Origin of the sequence: Chryseobacterium viscerum (genome assembly GCF_002899945.2) — a bacterium.
In the GTDB taxonomy this organism is placed as follows: Bacteria; Bacteroidota; Bacteroidia; order Flavobacteriales; family Weeksellaceae; genus Chryseobacterium; species Chryseobacterium viscerum.
Map to the genome: position 1 here is coordinate 1 of NZ_PPEG02000017.1, position 22,164 is coordinate 22,164.

General features: G+C 30.4%; 16 protein-coding genes and 1 pseudogene. 11 read left to right on the forward strand and 6 right to left on the reverse strand.

Annotated features, from left to right (window positions below; translation table 11 throughout):
* Positions 1-827 precede the first annotated feature (827 nt).
* The 3 genes from C1634_RS25350 to C1634_RS25360 are packed head-to-tail and all read right to left on the reverse strand — an operon-like array spanning position 828 to position 4,613.
* The gene (locus tag C1634_RS25350) at positions 828-2,732 is read right to left on the reverse strand and encodes a restriction endonuclease (RefSeq protein ID WP_109739363.1); all 1,905 of its coding nucleotides are present in this window, start codon (positions 2,730-2,732) and stop codon (positions 828-830) included.
* Between the two features lie 12 nt (positions 2,733-2,744).
* Positions 2,745-3,686, reverse strand: a complete 942-nt coding sequence (locus C1634_RS25355; protein WP_103235452.1) for a hypothetical protein — start codon at positions 3,684-3,686, stop codon at positions 2,745-2,747.
* An 18-nt stretch (positions 3,687-3,704) separates the two neighbouring features.
* The gene (locus tag C1634_RS25360; RefSeq protein WP_103235451.1) at positions 3,705-4,613 is read right to left on the reverse strand and encodes a hypothetical protein; all 909 of its coding nucleotides are present in this window, start codon (positions 4,611-4,613) and stop codon (positions 3,705-3,707) included.
* A gap of 398 nt (positions 4,614-5,011) precedes the next feature.
* On the opposite strand from C1634_RS25360, the gene C1634_RS26200 reads away from it, so the two are divergent.
* The 8 genes and pseudogenes from C1634_RS26200 to C1634_RS25400 all read left to right on the forward strand — a co-directional run bounded on the left by C1634_RS26200 (position 5,012) and on the right by C1634_RS25400 (position 15,139).
* Positions 5,012-5,167 carry a hypothetical protein gene (locus tag C1634_RS26200; RefSeq protein ID WP_165835406.1) on the forward strand — a complete coding sequence of 52 codons (156 nt, stop codon included), beginning with the start codon at positions 5,012-5,014 and terminating at the stop codon, positions 5,165-5,167.
* Complete coding sequence (locus C1634_RS25365; RefSeq protein ID WP_109739364.1) at positions 5,168-5,884, forward strand: DUF4365 domain-containing protein; 717 nt, start codon at positions 5,168-5,170, stop codon at positions 5,882-5,884.
* Between the two features lie 271 nt (positions 5,885-6,155).
* Entirely contained in the window at positions 6,156-6,827 is a 672-nt protein-coding gene (locus C1634_RS25370; protein WP_165835407.1) for a DUF2971 domain-containing protein, read from the forward strand.
* Between the two features lie 410 nt (positions 6,828-7,237).
* On the forward strand, positions 7,238-7,600 hold the full coding sequence (locus C1634_RS25375) for a hypothetical protein (RefSeq protein WP_109739365.1): 363 nt from the start codon (positions 7,238-7,240) through the stop codon (positions 7,598-7,600).
* Positions 7,533-10,130, forward strand: a complete 2,598-nt coding sequence (locus tag C1634_RS25380; protein WP_123921589.1) for a hypothetical protein — start codon at positions 7,533-7,535, stop codon at positions 10,128-10,130. Before C1634_RS25375 ends, C1634_RS25380 begins: the two co-directional genes overlap by 68 nt.
* A gap of 74 nt (positions 10,131-10,204) precedes the next feature.
* The gene (locus C1634_RS25385; protein WP_103233911.1) at positions 10,205-12,049 is read left to right on the forward strand and encodes a tetratricopeptide repeat protein; all 1,845 of its coding nucleotides are present in this window, start codon (positions 10,205-10,207) and stop codon (positions 12,047-12,049) included.
* A 607-nt stretch (positions 12,050-12,656) separates the two neighbouring features.
* Positions 12,657-14,225 (forward strand): recombinase family protein, encoded by a 1,569-nt coding sequence (locus C1634_RS25395; protein ID WP_109739366.1) that lies wholly within the window; start codon positions 12,657-12,659, stop codon positions 14,223-14,225.
* A gap of 366 nt (positions 14,226-14,591) precedes the next feature.
* Positions 14,592-15,139: pseudogene (locus tag C1634_RS25400) on the forward strand (YeeE/YedE family protein).
* An 80-nt stretch (positions 15,140-15,219) separates the two neighbouring features.
* Here the strand turns inward: C1634_RS25400 and C1634_RS25405 are convergent.
* The gene (locus C1634_RS25405) at positions 15,220-15,927 is read right to left on the reverse strand and encodes a LytR/AlgR family response regulator transcription factor (RefSeq protein WP_103233909.1); all 708 of its coding nucleotides are present in this window, start codon (positions 15,925-15,927) and stop codon (positions 15,220-15,222) included.
* The gene (locus C1634_RS25410) at positions 15,924-17,048 is read right to left on the reverse strand and encodes a sensor histidine kinase (protein ID WP_109739367.1); all 1,125 of its coding nucleotides are present in this window, start codon (positions 17,046-17,048) and stop codon (positions 15,924-15,926) included. The genes C1634_RS25405 and C1634_RS25410 overlap by 4 nt, the downstream gene beginning before the upstream one ends.
* 207 nt (positions 17,049-17,255) lie before the next feature.
* On the opposite strand from C1634_RS25410, the gene C1634_RS25415 reads away from it, so the two are divergent.
* Positions 17,256-18,506 (forward strand): S41 family peptidase, encoded by a 1,251-nt coding sequence (locus C1634_RS25415; protein ID WP_103235349.1) that lies wholly within the window; start codon positions 17,256-17,258, stop codon positions 18,504-18,506.
* 151 nt (positions 18,507-18,657) lie between these two features.
* Here C1634_RS25415 and C1634_RS25420 read toward each other — a convergent pair whose 3' ends face one another.
* On the reverse strand, positions 18,658-19,830 hold the full coding sequence (locus tag C1634_RS25420) for a metallophosphoesterase (protein WP_109739369.1): 1,173 nt from the start codon (positions 19,828-19,830) through the stop codon (positions 18,658-18,660).
* Positions 19,831-20,033: 203 nt separating this feature from the next.
* On the opposite strand from C1634_RS25420, the gene C1634_RS25425 reads away from it, so the two are divergent.
* Both C1634_RS25425 and C1634_RS25430 read left to right on the forward strand, forming a co-directional pair.
* Positions 20,034-20,840: a sensor histidine kinase gene (locus C1634_RS25425; protein WP_228410172.1), complete on the forward strand. Its 807-nt coding sequence runs from the start codon at positions 20,034-20,036 to the stop codon at positions 20,838-20,840.
* Complete coding sequence (locus tag C1634_RS25430; RefSeq protein WP_109739368.1) at positions 20,837-21,529, forward strand: LytR/AlgR family response regulator transcription factor; 693 nt, start codon at positions 20,837-20,839, stop codon at positions 21,527-21,529. Before C1634_RS25425 ends, C1634_RS25430 begins: the two co-directional genes overlap by 4 nt.
* Positions 21,530-22,164: the final 635 nt, after the last annotated feature.

Below are 22,164 nucleotides of genomic sequence, written 5' to 3' on the forward strand. Positions count from 1 at the left end.
GATTACAACAGTAATCATCCGCATAAATCGTTAAATGGACTTAGTCCTTGGCTGTATGCTAAAGAAGTTTTAGTGTATTAGAGTGTATTTTATATTTATTAACTGTTTGAAAAAGGGAAAGTCTTCAGAGAGAGTAGAAAGAGGTATTATTCTTCTGTCATAAAATGGGTTTTCTGTACCTGTATACCCTAATTACTCCAAATTGAAAATAATTGTATAGTTATATTGTAGAATTCTGAATAGGATGAAATCATACATGATTATATCAGTCATGGTATGAGTAATTTTCGGAGACTATCGATGATCTAAGAGAATCATCTCAAATGATTTGAAGTGTAATATCTAAAAAGATACACTTGCAATAATTGTGAATAAAAAGTTTTTCATGTTTTTTTAGTTTTGATAAAAATATGAAAATGTTATGAAATATCCAATATAATAAGTGGGATTTTAAATAAAAAATATAGAATCAATATTATTGAATAGTTATTCTATATTGCTAAATATTCAGAATAAGAATATGTGAAAAATAAAACTAAAAAAAATAGCGCTACTTCTTAAAGTAGTGCTATTTAGCTTTTTGTGAACTTGACAGGACTCTATCCAAATCATTTATTAGCAGATATTGATAATATTTTGAAGGTGTTATATAGCATTTAAGTTATGCTTTGTAATACCAACAATTATAAAAATACCTAATTGTGTTTTGGATTTGTCTCCTAAATAACAATGCCGTAATTAAGTTTGAAAATAACAGGATTCGATTTATTATACAAAAGTCTATAAAAATTAGATTGCAACATTAAAAGAATATGTATATGATAATTCTATGAACTTAGTATTTTATCAATATTATTATAAATTTCTAAAAATTCATTAATATAAATATTCGTTAATATTTTTGATGACTGTAAATTATCTTCTTTAAATCGTGCAAAAATAGATATTGGTTCGTTGTATATACCAATATCTAGCATTCTACTCCCTCTAAAAGTAAAAAAATCAAATAGTAATTCCCTTAATTCTGAAGAATTAAACTCCCTACTTGTTTTTCCTTCCATATTATCATAACCAAATTGCTGCTCGATCGTGTATTTATATTTTAGAAGTTCCAAAGCTTTTTCAATATCAATAGGGGACTTTAAAGAAAGTTCTTTTGATAAACAAAAAACCCTTTTATCCAATAAAGTTGGATAAGTTATTGTCTTTAAATCAGATGTATACATCCAAATGCTGGGTGTAATTTCTTTTTGAATATTTTTAAGAATAAAGTCTATGTCTTTTGGGTCTACTTGTAAAACTTTAAGATTCAGCGAGCCTAGTTTTTTATGGATCTTGTTTACCTCATCTAAATTATATTCTTGAGGAACACTCCATATAAGTGCACTCTCATTATATTGAAATGCTACCCATTCATATTTGAGAATTCTTCGTACTCTCATTAAAAGGGATGAATCTATATTGTCTATAGCATAAAAGTTATGTGATCTAATTTGATCAAGCTGTCCATACTGAGTTAACTGATGATGATATTGATCTACAGGGTTCATTTGCTGTTCAAACATCTGCATAATTTGTACCCCTGTTTTATTGTGGATCCAAATTGATTCTTCATCTTTAATTTGTAAACTAAATTCATCTTTTGGCAATGAGCAATATGTCAATTCTTTTTCTATTTGATTGTTATAAGTTTTGACATAGGTTGTTGAGTGACTCAAATGAATTTCTCTTGGTTCAGAGATGTCATGTAGATATATAATAGTTCTTATTTGGCTTGAAGTCAGATGCCACCAATTTTTATCAGAATTGTTTTGAAATACATCGTTAGATATTTTGTTTACAATTTCATATCTTATTTCATTAGGAGAATATTTTTCCAAGTTTGAATTCATATTCACTTCAACAGTTAAAGCATATAGAGGCTTATTAAGAAATGAAATATCATTATTTGGTAATGAATAATTGATATCTAATTCTCCAGTAAACTGAAACCATTTTGTGATTTTTACATTATAATTGTCAGAGATTTCAGCTTTATATTCTAGACCTTCTATAACCTCAATAAACCATATTTTTTCATTCAATAATTTTAGGACTTCGTCAAAAGAATCTTTATCACCTTCTGAGTCTTTTACAAACGGTAACTTCTGAATTGTTAAATCGAATTTAAAGCTTCTCAGACCGTGAACTTGCCCTAGTCCGCTAAACCACTTGTTTATAATATCTGTGTTATTTTTTATCTTTTCCCAAATTTTATAACCATTCCAATAATCAATTGCAGGGCAATCGTCAGGATTAGGAAATCCTCTAGTATATTCTCTGTCATTAACATATTTTTTTCCTTGTGGTGTTAAATCAGAATTTGTAACAAATATTGTCTGTTTACAAGCCTTTCGTAAGCACGCTGTAACTAACAAATCTAAATCATTACCATTGTAATGTGTATTATAATGAATTGTGTGTTTACACTGGGTAAGACATCGTTCACCCTTAGGGTTAATAGTTAAAATATCCTGTTTTTCATCACCTTGACCATCTGTCACATCTACGGCAGTATGTCCTTCAATCTTGACTAATATATCAAGAATAAATTCAGGAAATTTATCAAAACCAATTTGAGATAAATATTTGTAAATACCCTCTCTTGTAGGTGTTGTTGTTATTAAATCTAATTCATCAGGAATGACGTGATAAAATTGATGTGATACTCCTGAAATAATATTATTACCCATTGTTTTGTATTATTATTTAATATCCATTAGAACCAAGAATTCATCCAAGTTTATAAGGTTGTTTTCATAACCACAAATATCAAATGCATTTTTAATTTGCTTCTCTTGGGTTACAAGTTTTTTGTCATCACCTTTTGGATTGTATAAAGTGCCAAATATCAAAGATATGTCGATAATGGTATTCCATCTTTTATCTTTAACACTGTCTAATGCTGCCACACTATGACCAATTTTTTCAAGTAAAAACTCATTCATGACAAGCGCTGGACAAAAGTCTTTCATAAAGATAATTACTTTATTAAAAAAATCTTCATCTTTAGTCAAAGTATTACCCGATATTATATAAGCTCTTTCAATAAAACTTTGAGCAACAAGAAAAGATAATTGCCCATTTCGTAAACTTTTAAAATATTCTACTCTCTCTCTTTCTTTATCTTCAAAGTATGTCCATTCGACATTGCCATTGTTTATGGATTTTAAATAGTTTTCGTAATTAGTTTTAATTTCGTTTTTTTCGAATTCAATCTGGCTTTTAACTAAATCGACATAGTCATTCATGTTGTCAGTACTTTCTATAGCAACATTCCCGACAAGCTTTTGAGCAATTGTAATAACTGATGCATACATTCTCATGTATATGTCTTCAGTTTCAAAAAAGTAATATGCTAAAACAACATTTAACGGTGGAATAAAATTCACTTTTAATCTACCAAACTCAATCTTTGTCGATATTTCAACAAGTAATTTTAACGCATTTCTACAATCAAGCTTTTCGTTTTCGTTACTATCGTTATAATGTGCTATTAGTTCCATTGCAGAATTAATAGGGAACGATATTTTAATGTTTTTTTTGAGAGTAATTTCTTTTATATGTTTGATAAGTTGTTCAATTTCCTCGTCGTTTTTATCGGTAATTAAATTTCTGTAAATATTTGTATCTAGAATAAGTTCCATTGTTATTAGATTATTGTATTAAGTATTTTCTTTAGTTAATTGAAGTGATATTTTATTTTCGATATCAATCCAAGCCTTAATATTTCGTAGGTTAATTGTATCAAAATACGGAGTTTTTGTCAGTTCATACGGGAAAAGATTTAAAGCTTTTAATGTCAAGAAACCCGGATTAAAACCTTGCTGCAGAATGTTAAAGATCTCGTTTTTGTACGCATTTAAAATCCTATCAATATATTTTTTGTCAGCGTTCTGGGAGTAAGCGAATTTGTAGATTTCACTGTCATAAGACAAATCTAATAGATAATGTATTGAATGTGCAGCAGGATGTGCAAACTGACATAGGATTGAGTAAAGTTCCGCAACGGGGCCGTTTTCAATTTTATTATCAAGCTTTTTTAAATATTCAGATGCAGGTTTGGCATTTTGATATTTTGGAATTTTAGGTTGATTGATTCTTTCTTCCTTTGATATCTTTCGTGCATATGAAAAATGGATTAATATTTCTTCCAATTCATCTGAGATATAAACTGTTTTATTGCTTAAAGTTTCATTTAAAGAATCTTTAATATTTTTAAAATTTTCCGCAAGAATTTGAGGGACACTGAGAAGTGAAAGAACATTGTCACCACTACTTTCTATCAAACATCTTAGGTTTGCACAGAAAGAAAGCAGATTATTTTCAGAAATTGCCTGTTCTGTACCCTTGACCCATTGTAAATTTCTAATTATTGATGTTAACGCGGCCCAATGTCCTCTTTGAAGAATTTCTTCCCAGTATATTTTATTCATTTCTACAGTGTTATGGGTTATTGAACCCTCAAAGTATACATTGTCATGAATGGTGTAAGAATATTTTTTAAAATCAATATTTTGTTCGATGTCTTTTGCTATATTAAGATAGTATTCAATTGCATTTTTTGATGTCATTTTAAATTTTTATAAAATATTAGTGATTTCATTTTAGGTTAACAGCCAAAGCTAAAAAATCGTTTTTAGTTTTTGTTACGGTTTTCCACAATGTAAAAATATTTAAACTTTCTCTGGCGGAATTCAGTATTTTCCCTGAATATTTCACTTTGGAAAAAATAGTTTTGGAAGTTTGATGAGAGGAGCTGATAAATTAAGATTAACTAAAGAATTTAGAGTCTATCTGCTAGATAAGATAGCGAATATAAATTCTGAATTAGAAGAACTGTAGTTAATAAGTTTTTATATAGCCAATGTTTAAATCAGCTTATTTTAAAGCTGACAAAAAATAAAGTCTTGATTTATAATAGTTTATCAAATAATCTTTAATATTACTTTACTTAAATATTTTAATAATAATGAAACTACCTAAAAGGGTTCCTCAGCATATTTCTGAAACTGCATCTTTCAAATTATTTTCCTCAAATATTCCGGATAATTGGATTATTCGTGATATCACAGAAAGAGACTATGGAATTGATTGCTATCTGGAATTAGTAAACGAAAATAATTAATTGACTGGAGAATTAGCTTCTATCCAATTAAAATCTAGAAAAGTAATCCCATGGACTATCGAAGATTACTATAGTATTAGCAATGTTGATATTGCAAATTCCAATTATTGGCATCAGTTTTCAGTTCCTGTTTTCATTTTTCTGACAGATATAGACAACAAAGAGCTTTATTTTCTTTCCGTTAGTTCCTACATTAGGAAAAATTATAGTGAATTTTTAAAACAGCAGACATTTAATTATAAATTTTATAAGAATAACAGATTTAAGGTAATTAGCGGCATAAATACTTTTAAAAGTATTTATGAAATGGAAATAAATAGACCTCAATTTGAAAATGAACTTATGTTTTTTCTTTCTAATCTGAAGCACTTCGAAGACTTTCAAATTGAACACGATGGTAGAGATTTTCATTTAGGAGTGGAGGATGAAGATTTAATTTACTTCGAAGCGATGCACAGAAACTATATTTTTTTATGCAATTATCTTAACATTGAAAATCTAATTCCTTCAATAAAAGATCTAAAAAGGATAAGTAGATCAAAATTCAAAGGAAACACTCATTATGAACTCTATGAACACGATTTAACAGAGTGGGTTGGTTCTTTTCAAAATTTAACTGTAGAGATAAAACATAAACTAAAAAACGTAGTAAAAGAAGACTTAAGCTACTGGCTTAGCGTAAATACAACTCTTTTAAATTATGTACTGAATTTATAATATGAGTGTTATAAAATTTTAGTTGATAAAAAAGTAGAATATTTAATCTCGTTAAAAAAACAATTGAAATAATAATCAAATTTTAATATATTTAATTGCAAAATTCATTTTAATAAAGTAGTGTGTTAATTAAATATAAGAATTAGAGATGGATAATTATCAGAAAAAAGTCATACAGTTTAATGACACAGAATTTCCAGAATTGGTATTCAAATATCGAAGTGCTACAAATGAAAATCATCTTCGGTTTATTAAAAACAGAGAAGTTTTTATGGCTGCTCCAAGTATGTTTGAAGATGTTAAAGATTGTAAAATTACTACAAGGTACGATTTAATGACAGATGAGGAGGCATTCCGTTTTTCGATGCGGCTTTCAAAAATAGCAAATCCTCATTTTACAACTATGCAGCATATGCACAACTCTGCAAATTGGTTAAGAAGTAAAATTTACAAAAAGCCTGATTTTTATGAAAGCTATATAAAATTTGTTAATGAAGCCTATGACAAGAGAAGAGGAATACTTAGCCTGACTGCAAATCCTTGTCTTGTGGGACTGTGGAAGGACTATGCAGAAGATGGGAAAGGAATTTGTATTGGATATAATTCGAAAACAATGTTCAGAAATCTCGGAGGAGGCGGAGAAGTCATCTATGTTGATGATCTACCCATTATAATGCCTGAGCCTATAATGGATGATATTGAAGCGTTTCACAAAACAGTATTTTTTAAAGAAAGAAAATGGGATTATGAAGAAGAATACAGAACAACAAAGTTCTATACAAAGGATGCCACAATTGAAGACAGACGAATAAAACTTCCAAAAGATGCCTTTAATTGTATTATTTTAGGGAAAAACATGGAAAACCGAGATGAGGTCATCCACATGGTAAAGAATTATATTGGAAATATTCCTATTTACAATCAAGAATCATTTTGCTCTTAGCTTTTAGATTTTTAGACTAATATAATATTTAAGCTTCGATTGAAATTCTCAAAATAATTTTCTTGACTCCAAAGCTGATATCTTGCCTCTGTGGCATTGGTTTTTGGAACTCTCATCCTATATTAGTAATATTGGTAGTCTTTCCCGTAAAGTATATATTAAGGGTATAATGTAATAGCTAGAACTAGAAGACTTTTTTATGTTTCTTGCTCACGGTCGAGAAAAGATTTTGTTGTAATATATTTTAAGACAGATGTTGATGCCACGAAAAAATTAATTGAAGCTACAGAGATTTTTGCTACTGCTAATATTTTATACTGTTAGAGATTTGCCCTAAAATTAATCTTAAAAAAGAGAATCAAATATACAATATTTGGAATATTAATTTTTGTAATTATAAGTAATCCATGATGAATAAACCTATTTTCTCCGAGTTTTTTCTAAGTAAATTTTTATATGATTTTAAATTATCTACTGTTCCCAACATACGCCGAATCAAACATCTCGTTGAATCTCTAATTAAAGAAGAGAAGTCAGGAAAGTTTAAAAGCTTAAAAGAAGAAGAGGTAAAATCCAGATTTCTTACCATTTTTTTTGGTGATATCTTAAACTTTAACTATGGAAATGCCCATAACTGGATGTTCCGTGAAGAAAAAAAATCAATCACTGATGCCACTAAGCCCGATGCAGTTCTAGGATATTTTTATGATGATAAAAAAAAAGGATCAGGTCAGAGTTGTAGTAGAATTAAAGGATGCCAATACAAATCTTGACGATAAGCAAAAACGTGAAAAGAACATTTCCGCAGTAGAGCAGGGATTTAGCTACGCACATAAGACTGGTGGGGACTGTAAATGGGTTGTTGTTACCAATATTAACGAGATCAGGTTCTATAGATCACATGATAGTTCGAAATATCAGGTTTACCTATTAAAAGATTTAAACAATGAAAATAAATTAAAGGAACTTTTATTTCTATTTCACAACGATAGATTTATAAAATATGATCTTACTGAGAGATCCAATACAGATACTCTGTTCGAACTTTCTAAGGATCAATCAAAAACTGAAAGTGAGAACCTTCATATTATTGATAAAATTTACTATTCACTTAAAAGGTTTGAAGAGTTCGGTTTTGTAAATTCAGATTATTTAGCCTCCATAAAGCCATTTAATATTTTGGATGAATATGTATGGCATTATCATGATCATAAGCTTTTTACGATTAATCCGGATATCTATAATTTATTGAGAGGGATTTCAATTCATAAAAAAGAAATTGTTTTATCCCACGATTTACAGAAAGAATTAGGGATAGAGGGTGTTGATGAAGCTATGGAAAAATTAAGATGGTCGTTCAAATTTCTCAACAAATGTATGATCACTGAAATTCACGCAGTTCGTGACTATCAGTTAGAATTAAGACGGAAAAAAGGTGTTATTGGGGTTTCAAAGACTCATATTTTTAGCTGTGAGGATGACAATATAGTTGAGGTAGATATTGATTTAAGTCCTGAAGATACTGTCTGTGACTGTATGATTTGTAATTACAGAAATTTTGATTTTGACAAACTTATCAGAAAACTAAAGCAGGCCGATGGAAACTTGGATTATCTTACTATGGAATATGCATTTGGGAATTTTTTGGTATCATCGAATAATTACAGAACATCTTATTTTATTTTAAATGAAATTAAGAATTTGGCAAAAATTAGTCCTGAAAAAGGAGTGACCTATTTTCTAGCTTCGCTGAATACTACTTTTTTATATCATCTGATTCAGATGTCATCATTGGAAGATACGGAAGAAATCCGAAGCAATATAAGAGCAATCGATATGGATAAGCTGCTTTATAATGAGTTGGAATTTTATATCGAGAAGGATGTGCTGGATTATTTAAAGAAAGTTAAAGACGACGATCTTATTGATAAAGTTCAAGATAATATTGATCAGCTCCTTGAGCAAGTTGATGCGTTAAAGAAATTGATAGATGACGGAGGCTCGCAAACAGGTCCAAACTATGCGTACAATCTGCTTGTAAATTATGAGAAATGCTTCAGACATCATTATGGCAATTCTATCTTTTATGTAAAATTTAATAAGTACAAGAAGATCACTGCGCTCACTTTGCAAGCTTTAGTGACCAGTTATAATACTTCGGGGTATGGACTTCAATATTTTAATGATTTTATACTGACTGAAAGTATCTTACATATCCATTCGACAAAACTACAGGAAATACTTTCAAAACAGGAAGTGATAGAAGTTGATCAAGAAAGCTTAGACAAACTGCTGTTCAAACTGAACAATTTTTTGAATAGTTCTATAAAAAAAGGTTTCTTTAATGATTTTGTTAAAAATGAAATTGTAGCGATTCAACTGGAAATCTGGAATTTTGGCCAACAATACAATACTATCTTTACAAATATTTTCACCATTCTTTCAAGATTAGATCTAAAGAAAGAACAGTTTTCACCATTGATCAAAACTTTGATAGGTTTCTTAAATATAGAAGACAATCTGGCTTATTACAATTTAAAAGAACTCGAAAATTTTATGATCAGGCGTGGAGATTTATTTGAGGAAAAAGATCTGGAGTCTATTTTAAATATTGCGATTAGAAGGGATAAAATGCATAATCACAAGTATGAAGGTTTAATAAGAAATATCCCTAAAGCCTTTTTGAGGCATAAGCCACAATACAAATACTCCAACATAAATTTAATTAACAAGCTGCTTTTGAATTGTCAGCGAGAGGATGGAACTTTTAAGAATTTCAAAAAAGCTATTAATCTGGCTCAAATCGTAGATGATTCTTGTAAGAAAATTTTATATGATTCATTCACGGATTTTCTTAACATGCAATTTGATGACGAATTCTATAAATTATTGCTACATGCTGGAGTAATTAAATTTGATGAAGGAGATTATTTTGAGAAGTATCTTAATTATGTCAATAATAGAATAGTCTACAGAGATCTTAAGTTAGAGTCCGTAGAATCAATCAATTTGTCTTTTCTGAATTTTATTCTTCTTATATCCAAACTTGAAATTGACGTTGAGTTAGTATGTTTTGAAAAATTAACAGGCTTAAATACCTTTGAATCTTGGCTCTTGAATCCGAAAAAATTTAACTACCAACTATTCGATGCTGAATGGCTGATTTGGATGAGAGAATATCATAACTTTTTACATCGATTATCCGACATTCCTGAAATTCTGGAAGCAGTTAATGGAAGGCTTAAGATGAATTTTAATGCAGTTTTAGCAGAAATAAAATACGGGTATTTGCAACATAATTAGGAATGCCCTTGCAATTAAAAAAAGCTAATGATTGCAATATGATCAAAATTTATATAATGTAAAAATCTACGTTTATGAGAGATGGTGCCTTTAATAAGAATACGATTACAATTTTATACAAACGAGCAGGGGAACATTGCTCCTTGTGTAAAAAAATAACTACCAAGCCGCACAGTGATCCTAGTAAATTTCACAATTTAGGCGAGGCTGCACACATAGAGGGACTAAAAGATGCTGCAAATTTACGTTTTAATCCAATGCTTTCAATTAAAGAACTGAAAGATGTTAGGAATGGAATTTGGCTTTGCCAGGTTTGTCACCATATCATTGATAATGATGAAAAAACATACTCTGTAGAAAAATTAAAAGAGATAAAGCAGAGCCATGAAATGCTGATAGTCAAAATTCAGGAATCTGGAAAATCACTAATGCCCATCTTAAATAGTAAGGACAGGGAAATAAAACGCTATCAAAAGATGATTTCAGAAATTGAGGCGGAGTTGAATGAACAGGAAGTTATATTTAGTGAAGAGTTGAACAAAGCAAAGTTTATTTTATCAAATGTTATAAAAGAAAGGGAGTTCTTAAATGAGCAGCTTTGCAAAATCAAAAATGAAATTATTGATCTGGATAATGAGGTACTTCAGAGAGCATTATTGGAAGAAAAGAATGTTACAAAGGCTTTGGAAATTCTAAATGAAGAGAAACTGGAACGCTCTGAAATGAAATTAGCAAGAGGTCGAGTTTTGAGAGCTAGACTATTAATATCTACTGGTGATAGAAAAGCGGCAGAAGAAAACTTTGAAAGGGCTTTTCAAATTTGGCCTAGGTCGTTAGTCGCTATAGAATACGTCCAGTTATTATATTTTAAAAAGCTGGACTACCACAGAATAATCGAAATATGTGAGATAGCTCTTGCTAATGAGACAACAAAACCTTACCAAATAACCCTCTTAGAGCATATTGCTCACGCAAACATTAAACTTGGGCAATCAACTTGTGCAATTGAAAGATTTAATCTTGCAAAGGAATATCTTCAAAACATGGAAAAGGGATCAGCTACATCGCTAAGTCGTCTAGCAAATATTGAAAAGCATCTTGGAGATTGTTTTAAACTTTCTGGAAATCTTCGACAGGCATTAAATTCGTATGAACATGCATTAAATTTTTATCATAGAGCAATGGCAGTTGATCCTAATTTAGTACATGAAAAAGAATTAGCAGGGCTTGCAACAGCTATTGGACTCATTTATGAAGCAAACAATAATGAAACTGAAGGATTGATTCATCATTTAAGAGCTATTGCAGTTCTCGATAATATAGCTGATACCGAAAAGGAGAAAGCTTTAATACAAGTAAATTTAGCAACTTGCTATTTGAAGAGGAGGACTTTTGATCCCTTAAAAGCACATACATATGCTCTTCAAAGTGTAAAACTTCTAACAGAGTTATCACGAAATGAACCCAATGAATACTTGGAGTATTTGATTGGAGCAAAGTGTTTACTTGCCGATATCAATTTTATTAGAAGATTACCTGAGGCAGATGATTTATATAAGGAAAGTATTGAACTAGCCAAAATTTTATATAAGGCGAACCCTATTTTTATATCCACGCTTGCACATGTCGAGTATAACTATTCTGTGTTCCTAATTATATCTAAAGGAGAAGTTGAAAGTGGGTTGGATATACTGGAAGGGTCTATTACTAAGTTGAAGGCTTCACAAGTAGCAATTTTCGAGTATGTGTCATATTTATCGCAAGCTTTGTTTTTTAAAGCCGAGTTGAAAAAAAATGTTGATGAGAAAATTGAAATTTTACAAGACATTTTGACTTTAACTGAAAACTTAGATTCAGGTGATAAGAGTAACTTATGGAGAATGAAAGCACAACATTTACTGAATGAATTAATATCTTAATATCTTTCCCTTGGTGGATTATTAAATGTCAAGTTCAGCAACGGCGAATACCTGATCAAAGAAAAGTCAATAACCGGCTTGAGGAACTATTGCCAGAAGAAAACGGGAGGTACAGTTCAATCTTGAAGCTACCATAATGTGGAACTTATTCTTTGCAATCTGCATAAAAAGCAGATGAATATGTTCCTATGGGAACGCCCTGTATAATGCTTAATGAGATCACCAAAATAATTGGAAAACACATTAGCCAGATCTGAAAAATAGCAAACCGATGGCACTATTCAAGAAGCTCTTTCATGTTGTACTTTTTTCAATGGCTGATCAACTGTAAAGCATAAATTTAAAAATTAATGGAGAACAAAGCTTTAAATTTTTTACTTGAATTTATGTGTTATTTACGGTTTCTGAGCTAAAGCTGAATGGAGAAATAATGCTTGTGGGCTTTATAACTGGAGGCCTCCGATTTGGATCAAGCTTTGTAAACTCTGAAATCATTGCCCAACGTCCCTGAAATAGGTAGATGTACTAATTTTGTGTTTTATTTCTAATAAATACATAAATTCTACGTTTTATTATATAAACATCTCCCAAGACAAATTACCATATTATGCCTGCCGTATATCTCTACATACGAGTTAGTACGGATGAGCAGGCTGTAAAAGGATATTCCCAGCGCAGCCAGTTGGAGCGCCTTGTGCATTATTGTAAATATAATAACCTGATTATTACAGAAACTATTTTCGAAGATTATTCAGCGAAAACATTTAATCGACCTGCATGGAACAGATTAATGATTAAGATTAAATCTCTTAAAAATCGTCCGGCCATTATACTCTTTACTTACTGGGATAGATTTAGCCGTAACATTACAGATGCTTATTTAATGCTTGAGAAACTAGGAAGTATGGGAGTTTCTCTTCAAGCTATTGATCAGCCAATAGACTTTTCTATACCGGAAAGTAAGATTATACTTGCTGTATATTTGGCTACATCTGAAGTTGAAAATGATAAAAGGAGCCGGAATGTAAGTTTAGGTATGCAAAAAGCAAGGCTAGAAGGTCGATGGATCAATAAAGCCCCTTTAGGATATCGGAATAAAGTAACAGCGGATGGAAAAAAATATATTGCACCTTATGGCCCTGAAGCTTCTATAATTCGTGAAGCCTTTGAAGAGATAATAAAAGAAAGAAGAGTTACAATATCAGAAATATATAAGCATGCTGTCTCTAAAGGTTTAAGATGTAGTATGAGTGCTTTCTATAGATTAATAAGAAATCCCATTTATTGTGGACAGATTAAAGTTCCTGAATCTGAAAGTGAAAAAGGCAAGATTATTAATGGATTACATACAGGAATTGTATCTATAATCCTGTTTGAGGGAGTTCAAAAAATATTACAGGAATTAAATAACTCAAAGTTTATCAAAAAGAAAAAAGTACTTAATGAAAACTTCATATTAAGAGGTGTACTTTTGTGTCCTATCTGTGGAAAAACATTAACTGCAAGTTCTTCGCAGGGAAAATGTAAGAAATACTATTATTACCATTGCACCAGAGAATGTAAGTATCGTATCAGAACTGATTTTGTTAATGCAAGCTTTCTAACTTTCCTTAAAGAAGTACAGATTGATATTCCTTTTTTAAAGATAGCCAATGATTTCTTGAAAGAGATTGATAAAGGAAGGCAGGAAGCTTATCAAAGTAAAAAACGTGAGATAGGAAGAGCAATGGATAAATCGATTGACAGAAGTTTAAATGCACATCAGCTTTTTTCGATGGGAAAAATTGATTACGATGATTATTTCCTTATTAAGAATAGTTGTAAAGTCTATTTAAAGAATTATGCTTCAGAATTACGAGAGCAAGCATTAAAGGCAGGAGTAGGAATATTTGGAAAAAAAGAAGGGAATAATATATTTTGTCATTTAGGAGACATTTATGAGGCGTCTGATATATCAACTAAACAAAAAATAGCAAGATTATTTTTTCCTGAGAAAGTAATAGCCAATGAGAATATTCTGAATATGTTACCGGAATTTATAAAAATAATATTTGGAATAAAATTAGAAAAATCTGGGGCAAGAGTGGGAGAAACTTTAGGTAATGATGAGAAGATAAATCATTTTCTAAAGGAAATTTCCTTGTTTGCATTTGAACAACAATTGAAAACAATTTAGTGAAAAATATGTGGTTTTTTGTGAATTTTTGGTGTTTGAATCCTGTTAGGTCATCGAAAGTTAAATTTTCAAATCCCTATGGCTTGTAGTGTTAACTGATTGATTTTCAGTTGTTTTTAGTTTTGTTGTGAAATCAATAAGCTTTTTTTGAAATAACACTTTTGTAATGAAAGCCTTAATCTGTTGAAAGCTAAATAATTGATTATGAGTTGTGTAAAAATAAATATGCGCAAATTGTCTTAAATTTGCGCATATTGTCGTTTGTGAACATGACAGGACTCTATTCAAACCATTTATTAGCAGATATAGATAATATTTTGAAGGTGTTAAACGACATATAAGTCATAATTTGATATATAGAAATCAATTAAAAAATCTGTAATTGTATTTGAAATTCTTTCAATAAATAAAGGCATTGGTCTTATTGTTCCGGCTTTGCTGATCTTAGGCAATAAATCTTTCGGGATAAGTTCGTCATTGCGGCGTGTATTCCGACAAACATCAATTTTTTCAGATACGACTGGAAAAAAGAATCCTGAAATTTATTCTTTGTCCTCGGAATTTTCTTCGGATCAATGATTGCCGCTTTTTTACTTATGAACCCCGAAGAAATTGCAGTCAATCCAAACCTTAAAGCAGAATTGACAACCTATGTGATTACCGATTACAGCAATCTTGTCCCGACACAACTGATGAATTTTGAAAGTTTATTGACGTAAAAAGGATTCATTCTGATGGTTGTCGACGGATTTCTTATAGGTTTCGGAACAAGATATGCCGGAGGTTGCACTAGCGGACACGCGATAATGGGACTTTCCAATCTTCAATGGCCTTCTTTAGTAGCGACCATTTGCTTTATGATTGGCGGTTTTTTAATGGCAAATGTGATTTTGCCCATCATTCTTTCACTCTAAATGTGTTTAATAATGACAAAAGAAAAAGATATACATCACTGATATTGCCTTTGAAACAAATATTAATTTTGATTGAAGATTCAACTTAACAGTTGATTGATGTTCTCTTTATAGGTTTGTCCAATTGGTATTTTGTGCACATCAATTAAAATCCTATTACCTTCAATTTGTTTAATTTTATTTTTGGCAACAATAAATGATTTATGGGTTCTTATAAAATCTAATTTAGGAAGCAACTTTTCAAAATCTGAAATTTTTTGAGGGCTAACAATCATCTCATTCTTTAAATAAATTTTGATAAAATGTCCGTAAGCTTCTATAAATAATACATCTTCGAAATGAATTTGATGGTGCTTTTTATCACCTTTTAAAAAAATACTACCGGCATCTGCTTTGGTTTCAGTCGTTGATAAGGTCGGTATATCTTTCTTATTTTGAACAGTAGAAATAGTTTTATTAATCGCTTTTACAAATCGCTCAAAACTAAATGGCTTCAATAAATAATCAGAAATATTGAGTTCATAGCCTTCTAAAGCAAATTCTTTGTAAGCTGTGGTCACAATTATTTTAGGTGAATTGGGCAGTGTTTTTAAAAAATCGAAACCAGATAGTTTGGGCATGTTAATATCCAAAAATAACAAGTCTACTGCGTTTTCATTTAAAAACTGCATCGCTTCAAAGGCATTATAGCAATTACCTTTCTTTTGCAGATGTGGTAAATTTTCACAATAGTTTTCAATAATGCGGTGTGCTATAGGCTCGTCATCAATGATTAAATAGTAAATCATATTGTTTCTATTTTAAGCGTAAATTTATATATACCATCCTTAACCTCAATTTGAATTTGATGTTTATTGGGATATAATAACTTTAAGCGTTGTTTTAAATTGTCTATTCCAATACCAGCCGTCGCATTGGCTTCTCGTTCTTCAAAGTTATTTTCTATGTCAAAATGAATAATGTTGTTCTCACTTCTCATAGTAATATGGATAAAAGCATCTTCTGTCAAACTTTCTACGCCGTGTTTAAATGCGTTTTCTAAAGGAATAATGAATAGTAATGGTGCAATTTGATAATCGATGTCCTGAGAATGATTAAAAACAATATCAACCGTTTTTTGATACCGTATTTTATGTAATTCGATGTAGTTCTTTAGATATTTTATTTCATCCTTTAATGGCACCAAATCTTCTTTTCCCATGTAAATGGTATAACGCATGATGTCAGACAGTTTTAAAACAACATTTGGTGCGTCATCTGATTTTTCGATTATTAAACCATACAGATTATTTAAGGTATTGAAAAAAAAGTGTGGATTGATCTGGCTTTTCAATAACGATAATTCTGCTTTTGATTTTTTTGCTTCCAGCGTTTTTAACCATCTCCATTGTTGATAAAAACACATTAACAGCAACGCGAAAAAAGGAATGGTCAAGATGATTTTAATTTCTTTTTCTTGCTGGAGGTAGCGATTTACATCATCAATGTAAACTCTGATGTAATAGAAATAGCCAAAAGCTAAAATGTAAAACCCAATGATAATCAATGCATATTTTTTAAAAAAAGAAGTTGCTATAATGGAAAAAAAATAGAGCCCAATGATTATTAAGCCCACAAAAGTTATTGGATTATCAGCTATTTTGGAATTTCCATCATTTATAATGACGACTAAAAAAATAAAAATCAGTGCAATTAACTTTAAACTAATTGTTTTATGCTGTTTTAAAAACGAAAAATAATGAATAGGGAGAGAGATTAACATCCAGCTAAAAATAAAGCTCAACGTATTTGCCAATACGGCTGAATTGTCTATATAAATAAAATCAAAATGCAATAAAATTATGACTAATACCCGATGGATTAGCAATCCGTATAGGAAGGCTTTGTATTTTTTGAGAAATGCAATCATAAGTCAAAATTAACCATAATTGAACTTTTTCAAATACAATATGCACCAACTTACTCAAAAGTAGCACCAACATTATTTTTTTCTGCATCAACTTAATTTGTGCACACCAATCAATTGTCTGTGATGATTACCAATTCGTTTAAGAAAAATATTTTACGTCGTTTTGGTTTACCTATATGTTTGATGAAAATTTAAACATTAAATATTATGAAAGGCTATTTTAAAATGACGCTATTGATGCTACTGGTAACTCTACAAAATGTAGTAGCACAAGAGAAAAACTCATTGCAAACAAAAGAAAAAAGTGAAATTATAACTTCAATAAAAACGCATCTTGCGGAGTCCTATATTGATTTAGATTTATCCAAAAAAATGATAACTGAGCTGGATAAGAATTTAAAATCTAATGCGTATGACAAAGTCACCAATCCAACTGAATTTTCTAAAAAACTAACCGAAGATTTACAAAGTGTGAGTAAAGACTTACACCTTAAAGTTCGATTTGAACCAGAGCGAATTGCACAAGAAAAGCATGTTGTTTCGGAAGAAATGAAATTAGAAGCGGAGAAAAAAATGGCGATGCAAATGGCAGAAATTAATTATGGATTTACGGAAGTAAAAATACTGGACGGAAATATTGGCTATTTGAATTTACGCTTGTTTGCAGATACAAAATATGCTGAAGAAACCGCAACAGCCACGATGAATTTTTTAAGCAACACCAATGCAATTATTATTGATTTGCGCACAAATGGGGGAGGTGTTCCAAGTATGATGCAATTATTATCAAGTTATTTCTTTGATGAAACACCAGTTTTATTAAGTGATTTCTATGAAAGAAAAACAGATACAAAAACTCAGCTTTATTCTTTTGCAAACGTAGCTGGAAAACGCAGTACGAACAAACCTATTTACATTTTAACAAGTAAGCAAACATTTTCTGCGGCTGAGGCATTTACCTATACGTTAAAGCATTTAGGTAAAGCAACCATAGTTGGTGAAATTACGCAGGGTGGTGCCAATCGAACCAAACGAATTAATCTAAACGACAAGTTTACTATTTCGGTTCCGTATATCAAGTCTATTCATCCGATAACAAAAACAAACTGGGAAGGAAAAGGTGTGCAACCAAATATTAAAACAAATGAGAATGAAGCCTTTGTATACGCTTACATAGAGGCCATTAATAAAACTGTTAAGAGCAATAAGAATGATTTTTTGAATAAAATTGGTTACGCCTTTTTGAAAGAAAAATCCTTAGATAATGCGATAATAGTATTTCAGGAAAATGCAAAATTATTTCCAGATAACTCGAATACATGGGATAGTTTAGGTGAAGCATATTTTATAAACGGCGATAAAGAAAATGCATTAAAATCATATCAGAAAGCTTTAGCGTTAGACCCAAATTCAGAATCTGCAAAAGCAATGATTCAGAAATTAGAAACCATTAAATAAAAAATGGGTAGTAGTTTAGTTTCCGTTGCGTGCTAGGAATGCAACGGAAACTCATTTTAAGGTTTAACTGGTCTAAGATAAATCAATGCCAAGAGCAAAAAACACCTGCAATGCAAGCACATTTTGGTGATTTAATATAAAGAGGTTCATTCTATATCTCTTTCTTTTCTCCATTATGCAAAACTCTGTAATATTTATTTCCTTCAATCAACAGACCTTCTGATTTTTGGTTGGGAAGACTTTTAGAGTAATCTTTTGGGTGTTTTACATCAATTCCTATTACTTTTTCCTTGTATTTTCTATTGACTTTTGATTGAAGTGTATGACCGACTACAATTGATTTTGCATCGAATATATCCAGGCCACGTTCCACGTCTTTTTGGGTCAAATCTTCTTTAAAATAACCTCTGTACCAAGCAATTCCTTTATGAGAAGAAATTAATAATTGCTCCAAGTTTTTCTGCGGATTCGGATAGTAAGGTTTATAATAATTGCTACGAATAATTTGATTGATTTCGTCCAAATTTGTTTTGTAACCTGCTAAATCTGGATGTACTCCGCCATGTGCAAAGAGAATTCCGTTAATTTTTTCAATTGCGTTTTTGCTTGACATCCATTTTCCAAGATGGGAATTAACTCCATATAAATCGGTTTGTTTTTTCTTTAGGATAGAAGAAACGTGATAATATTTCGGTGAAGTATTTTCAAAATTTCCCTGCATATTTTTCAATTCGTGGTTTCCCAAAATGTAATGAACATTTCCGCCTTTTTCTTTTGCTTCTTGCTCCAGTTTGTAAATAAACCAAAGTACTTGCGTAGTTGAAAAATCTCTATCTACAAAATCTCCGAGCAAAACAAGATGCCCATTTCCAAATGCCCAATTTAGCTTATTGTCAACGACTTTATTGGTAATTAAAAAATCACGAAAAGTTTTAAAGCCGCTTTCAATATCAGAAATAGCTAAAATTTTATAATTGTCGTTATAGGTATTTTTAGGAATCTCGATTTTGTTGTTGATGGTAAATTCAAAACGGGTAGAATCTAATGGAAAATAACAAGACACAGGAATTTTTGAATCCAAAGGATACTCTTTTTGGTCTAAATAAAACCCATCATCCTGATTTCCCCTGATGTAATTTACACTAACAATACTATCATTTTTAGTTAAAACATAAGGACCGTCTTTATCCCAATTCATCATTTCAGGATTTTCTGCATACCGAAAACTTGCATCGTGATACAACCCAAATGAGATTGCCAAAACACCAAGTATCAGAAAGGTAATTACAATATGTTTTAAATATCTAAAAATTCGTTTTTTCATTTTCTTTAATTTTAATTTCAGCAAACCTAAAAAAGCTGATTTCGTTTTCAAAACCTTTGTGACAAACGACTTCTGCAATTGGACAAACAGTATTTGCATCAACTCAAATTGCTTTTATCACTCATTTTCATACTTTCAAAACGCTGTAAGGGTTGTTTGTCAACGTTATTGCGGTGGGCAATTTATAGTTGTAATATTGCAGTATGATGATTCTGAAAAGAAATATAAAATGGATTGTGATTGCGCTTTTATTAATGGCAATTGTTCCTGTAATAATCACGGTTTATGAAGTGATTTTTACGGAAAACAAATCTGTCGTATTTTTAGGAAATTACCACCCGAAAGTTGCCATCATTGTAATTTGCTACTACGTTTTGCTTTTTTGTTTGGGTGTAGTTTGGTTAGTTCGGGAAATTATTTTTATCACCAAACTGAAAAACGAAAAAATGAAAGCCGAATTAATGCTTTTGAAAAGCCAGGTCAGTCCGCATTTCTTTTTCAATATGCTCAATAATTTGTTCGGTATGGTTGCGAAAGACCCCAAAACAGCACAAGAATTGATACTAAAACTTTCGGATATGATGCGTTACAGCATTTATGAAGGCGAAAAAGAAACAGTTACAATACAGGAAGAAATTGATTTCTTGAACAACTATATCGAACTCCACAAAATGCGTTACCACAAACAGATAAACGTTGATTTTAAATGTGAAATTGATGAAAATCAAAAAGTTGTTCCTTTATTATTTATCATCCTTTTAGAAAACGCTTTCAAACACGGAGTCGAAAATTTGAGAGAGAATGCATATATAAAAATGAGTTTGGCCTCTTCTAAAAACGAAATCTTTTTTTCGATTGAAAATAATTTTGAAAAAGCTGAAAATCAATCCGGAATTGGCTTAAAAAATCTGAAAAGAAGATTAGAATTAATTTACCCCAATCAGCACGAATTGACTTTTTCGGTAAATGAAAATATTTATAAAGCTCAACTAATTTTAAAACAATTATGATAAGCTATTTAATCATAGATGACGAAACTATTGCCCACGACATCATTAAAGGATATTGCGATTTGATACCAAATATGCAGTTGATGAAAAACTGTTATGATGCTTTGGAAGCATTTGATTATCTGAGCAAAAACAAAGTAGATTTAATTTTTTTAGATTTGAACATGCCTGTTTTGAAAGGTTTTGAATTTCTGAAAACATTGCAAAATCCACCAAAAGTAATTGTAACAACTGCTTATCAGGAATTCGCTCTGGAAGGATACGAACACAACATTTCAGATTATTTGCTCAAACCTTTTGGTTTTGAACGGTTTTTAAAAGCTGTAAATAAATCGATTAGTTCGGTAGGTCAAAAGACTGTTCCTTCTGAAAAAAATAACATTCCAAACCGGATCTTTGTTCAAAGCAATAAAAAGCACATTCAACTGGAAACAGAAAACATTTTATACATCGAAGCAACGGGCAACTACACCAAAATAATAACCACGACTGAAACCATTACCATTCGTGAAAAATTCTCTGCTTTTTTAGAACAATTACCTAAAAACGATTTTGTGCAAGTTCATAAATCATTTGCAGTTGCTCCAAAGCAGATTAATAGTGTTGAAGGAAACATTATATTTATTTCGAATTACCAAATTCCTATTGGCAAAATTTATAAGATGAATATTGTGAAATTGTTAAAGTAGTTTATCTAGCCACTTTAAGGTCAACAAAACCAAGTAAGGCAATAATTATTATTATTATTATTATTATTATTATTATTATTATTATTATTATTATTATTATTATTATTATTATTATTATTGGAATTGCTATATTTAGTATCAAAAAGTTATAACAAACCAAAAGAGAAAAAATACTTGAACCTTAATGAGACTCCAAACCACGCTTCAATACCGATGAAATCTTTGATAAAGCACTTTTAGACTGTCTATTTTAAGTAAACTAATAATTCCAAGTGAAAAAATTCGAACCATAAAATGTCAAGCGGTAACAGCTTGATAAATAATTTTTTATGTCTATAAAAAAAGAGACAACTAATAAATAGTTGTCTCATTAAGTGACATGACAGGACTCTATTCAAAACAATTATTGGCGGATATAGATGATATTTTGAAAGTGTTAAACGACATTTAAACCATAATTTGATAGATAGAAATCAATCGAAAAATCTGTAATTATGTTTAAAGATTCGGTAAACTTCCCTGTTTTTCAGACCAATTAAAATTATTAAATTTAGTTTGTTAAACATTATGAAAAAGAGCAAATTTTCAGAACATCAGATTATCAATATTCTGAAAGAATATGAATCTGGGAAAGC

Excerpts from the sequence above, each read along its gene's own strand:
- C1634_RS25395 (WP_109739366.1), top strand. The coding sequence starts at position 12,657 with ATGCCTGCCGTATATCTCTACATACGAGTTAGTACGGATGAGCAGGCT.
- C1634_RS25410 (WP_109739367.1), bottom strand. The coding sequence starts at position 17,048 with ATGATTGCATTTCTCAAAAAATACAAAGCCTTCCTATACGGATTGCTA.
- C1634_RS25355 (WP_103235452.1), bottom strand. The coding sequence starts at position 3,686 with ATGGAACTTATTCTAGATACAAATATTTACAGAAATTTAATTACCGAT.
- C1634_RS25420 (WP_109739369.1), bottom strand. The coding sequence starts at position 19,830 with ATGAAAAAACGAATTTTTAGATATTTAAAACATATTGTAATTACCTTT.
- C1634_RS25430 (WP_109739368.1), top strand. The coding sequence starts at position 20,837 with ATGATAAGCTATTTAATCATAGATGACGAAACTATTGCCCACGACATC.
- C1634_RS25415 (WP_103235349.1), top strand. The coding sequence starts at position 17,256 with ATGAAAGGCTATTTTAAAATGACGCTATTGATGCTACTGGTAACTCTA.
- C1634_RS25370 (WP_165835407.1), top strand. The coding sequence starts at position 6,156 with ATGGCTGCTCCAAGTATGTTTGAAGATGTTAAAGATTGTAAAATTACT.
- C1634_RS25405 (WP_103233909.1), bottom strand. The coding sequence starts at position 15,927 with ATGATTTACTATTTAATCATTGATGACGAGCCTATAGCACACCGCATT.
- C1634_RS25425 (WP_228410172.1), top strand. The coding sequence starts at position 20,034 with ATGATGATTCTGAAAAGAAATATAAAATGGATTGTGATTGCGCTTTTA.
- C1634_RS25350 (WP_109739363.1), bottom strand. The coding sequence starts at position 2,732 with ATGGGTAATAATATTATTTCAGGAGTATCACATCAATTTTATCACGTC.
- C1634_RS25360 (WP_103235451.1), bottom strand. The coding sequence starts at position 4,613 with ATGACATCAAAAAATGCAATTGAATACTATCTTAATATAGCAAAAGAC.
- C1634_RS26200 (WP_165835406.1), top strand. The coding sequence starts at position 5,012 with ATGAAACTACCTAAAAGGGTTCCTCAGCATATTTCTGAAACTGCATCT.
- C1634_RS25385 (WP_103233911.1), top strand. The coding sequence starts at position 10,205 with ATGAGAGATGGTGCCTTTAATAAGAATACGATTACAATTTTATACAAA.
- C1634_RS25380 (WP_123921589.1), top strand. The coding sequence starts at position 7,533 with ATGATGATAAAAAAAAAGGATCAGGTCAGAGTTGTAGTAGAATTAAAG.
- C1634_RS25375 (WP_109739365.1), top strand. The coding sequence starts at position 7,238 with ATGAATAAACCTATTTTCTCCGAGTTTTTTCTAAGTAAATTTTTATAT.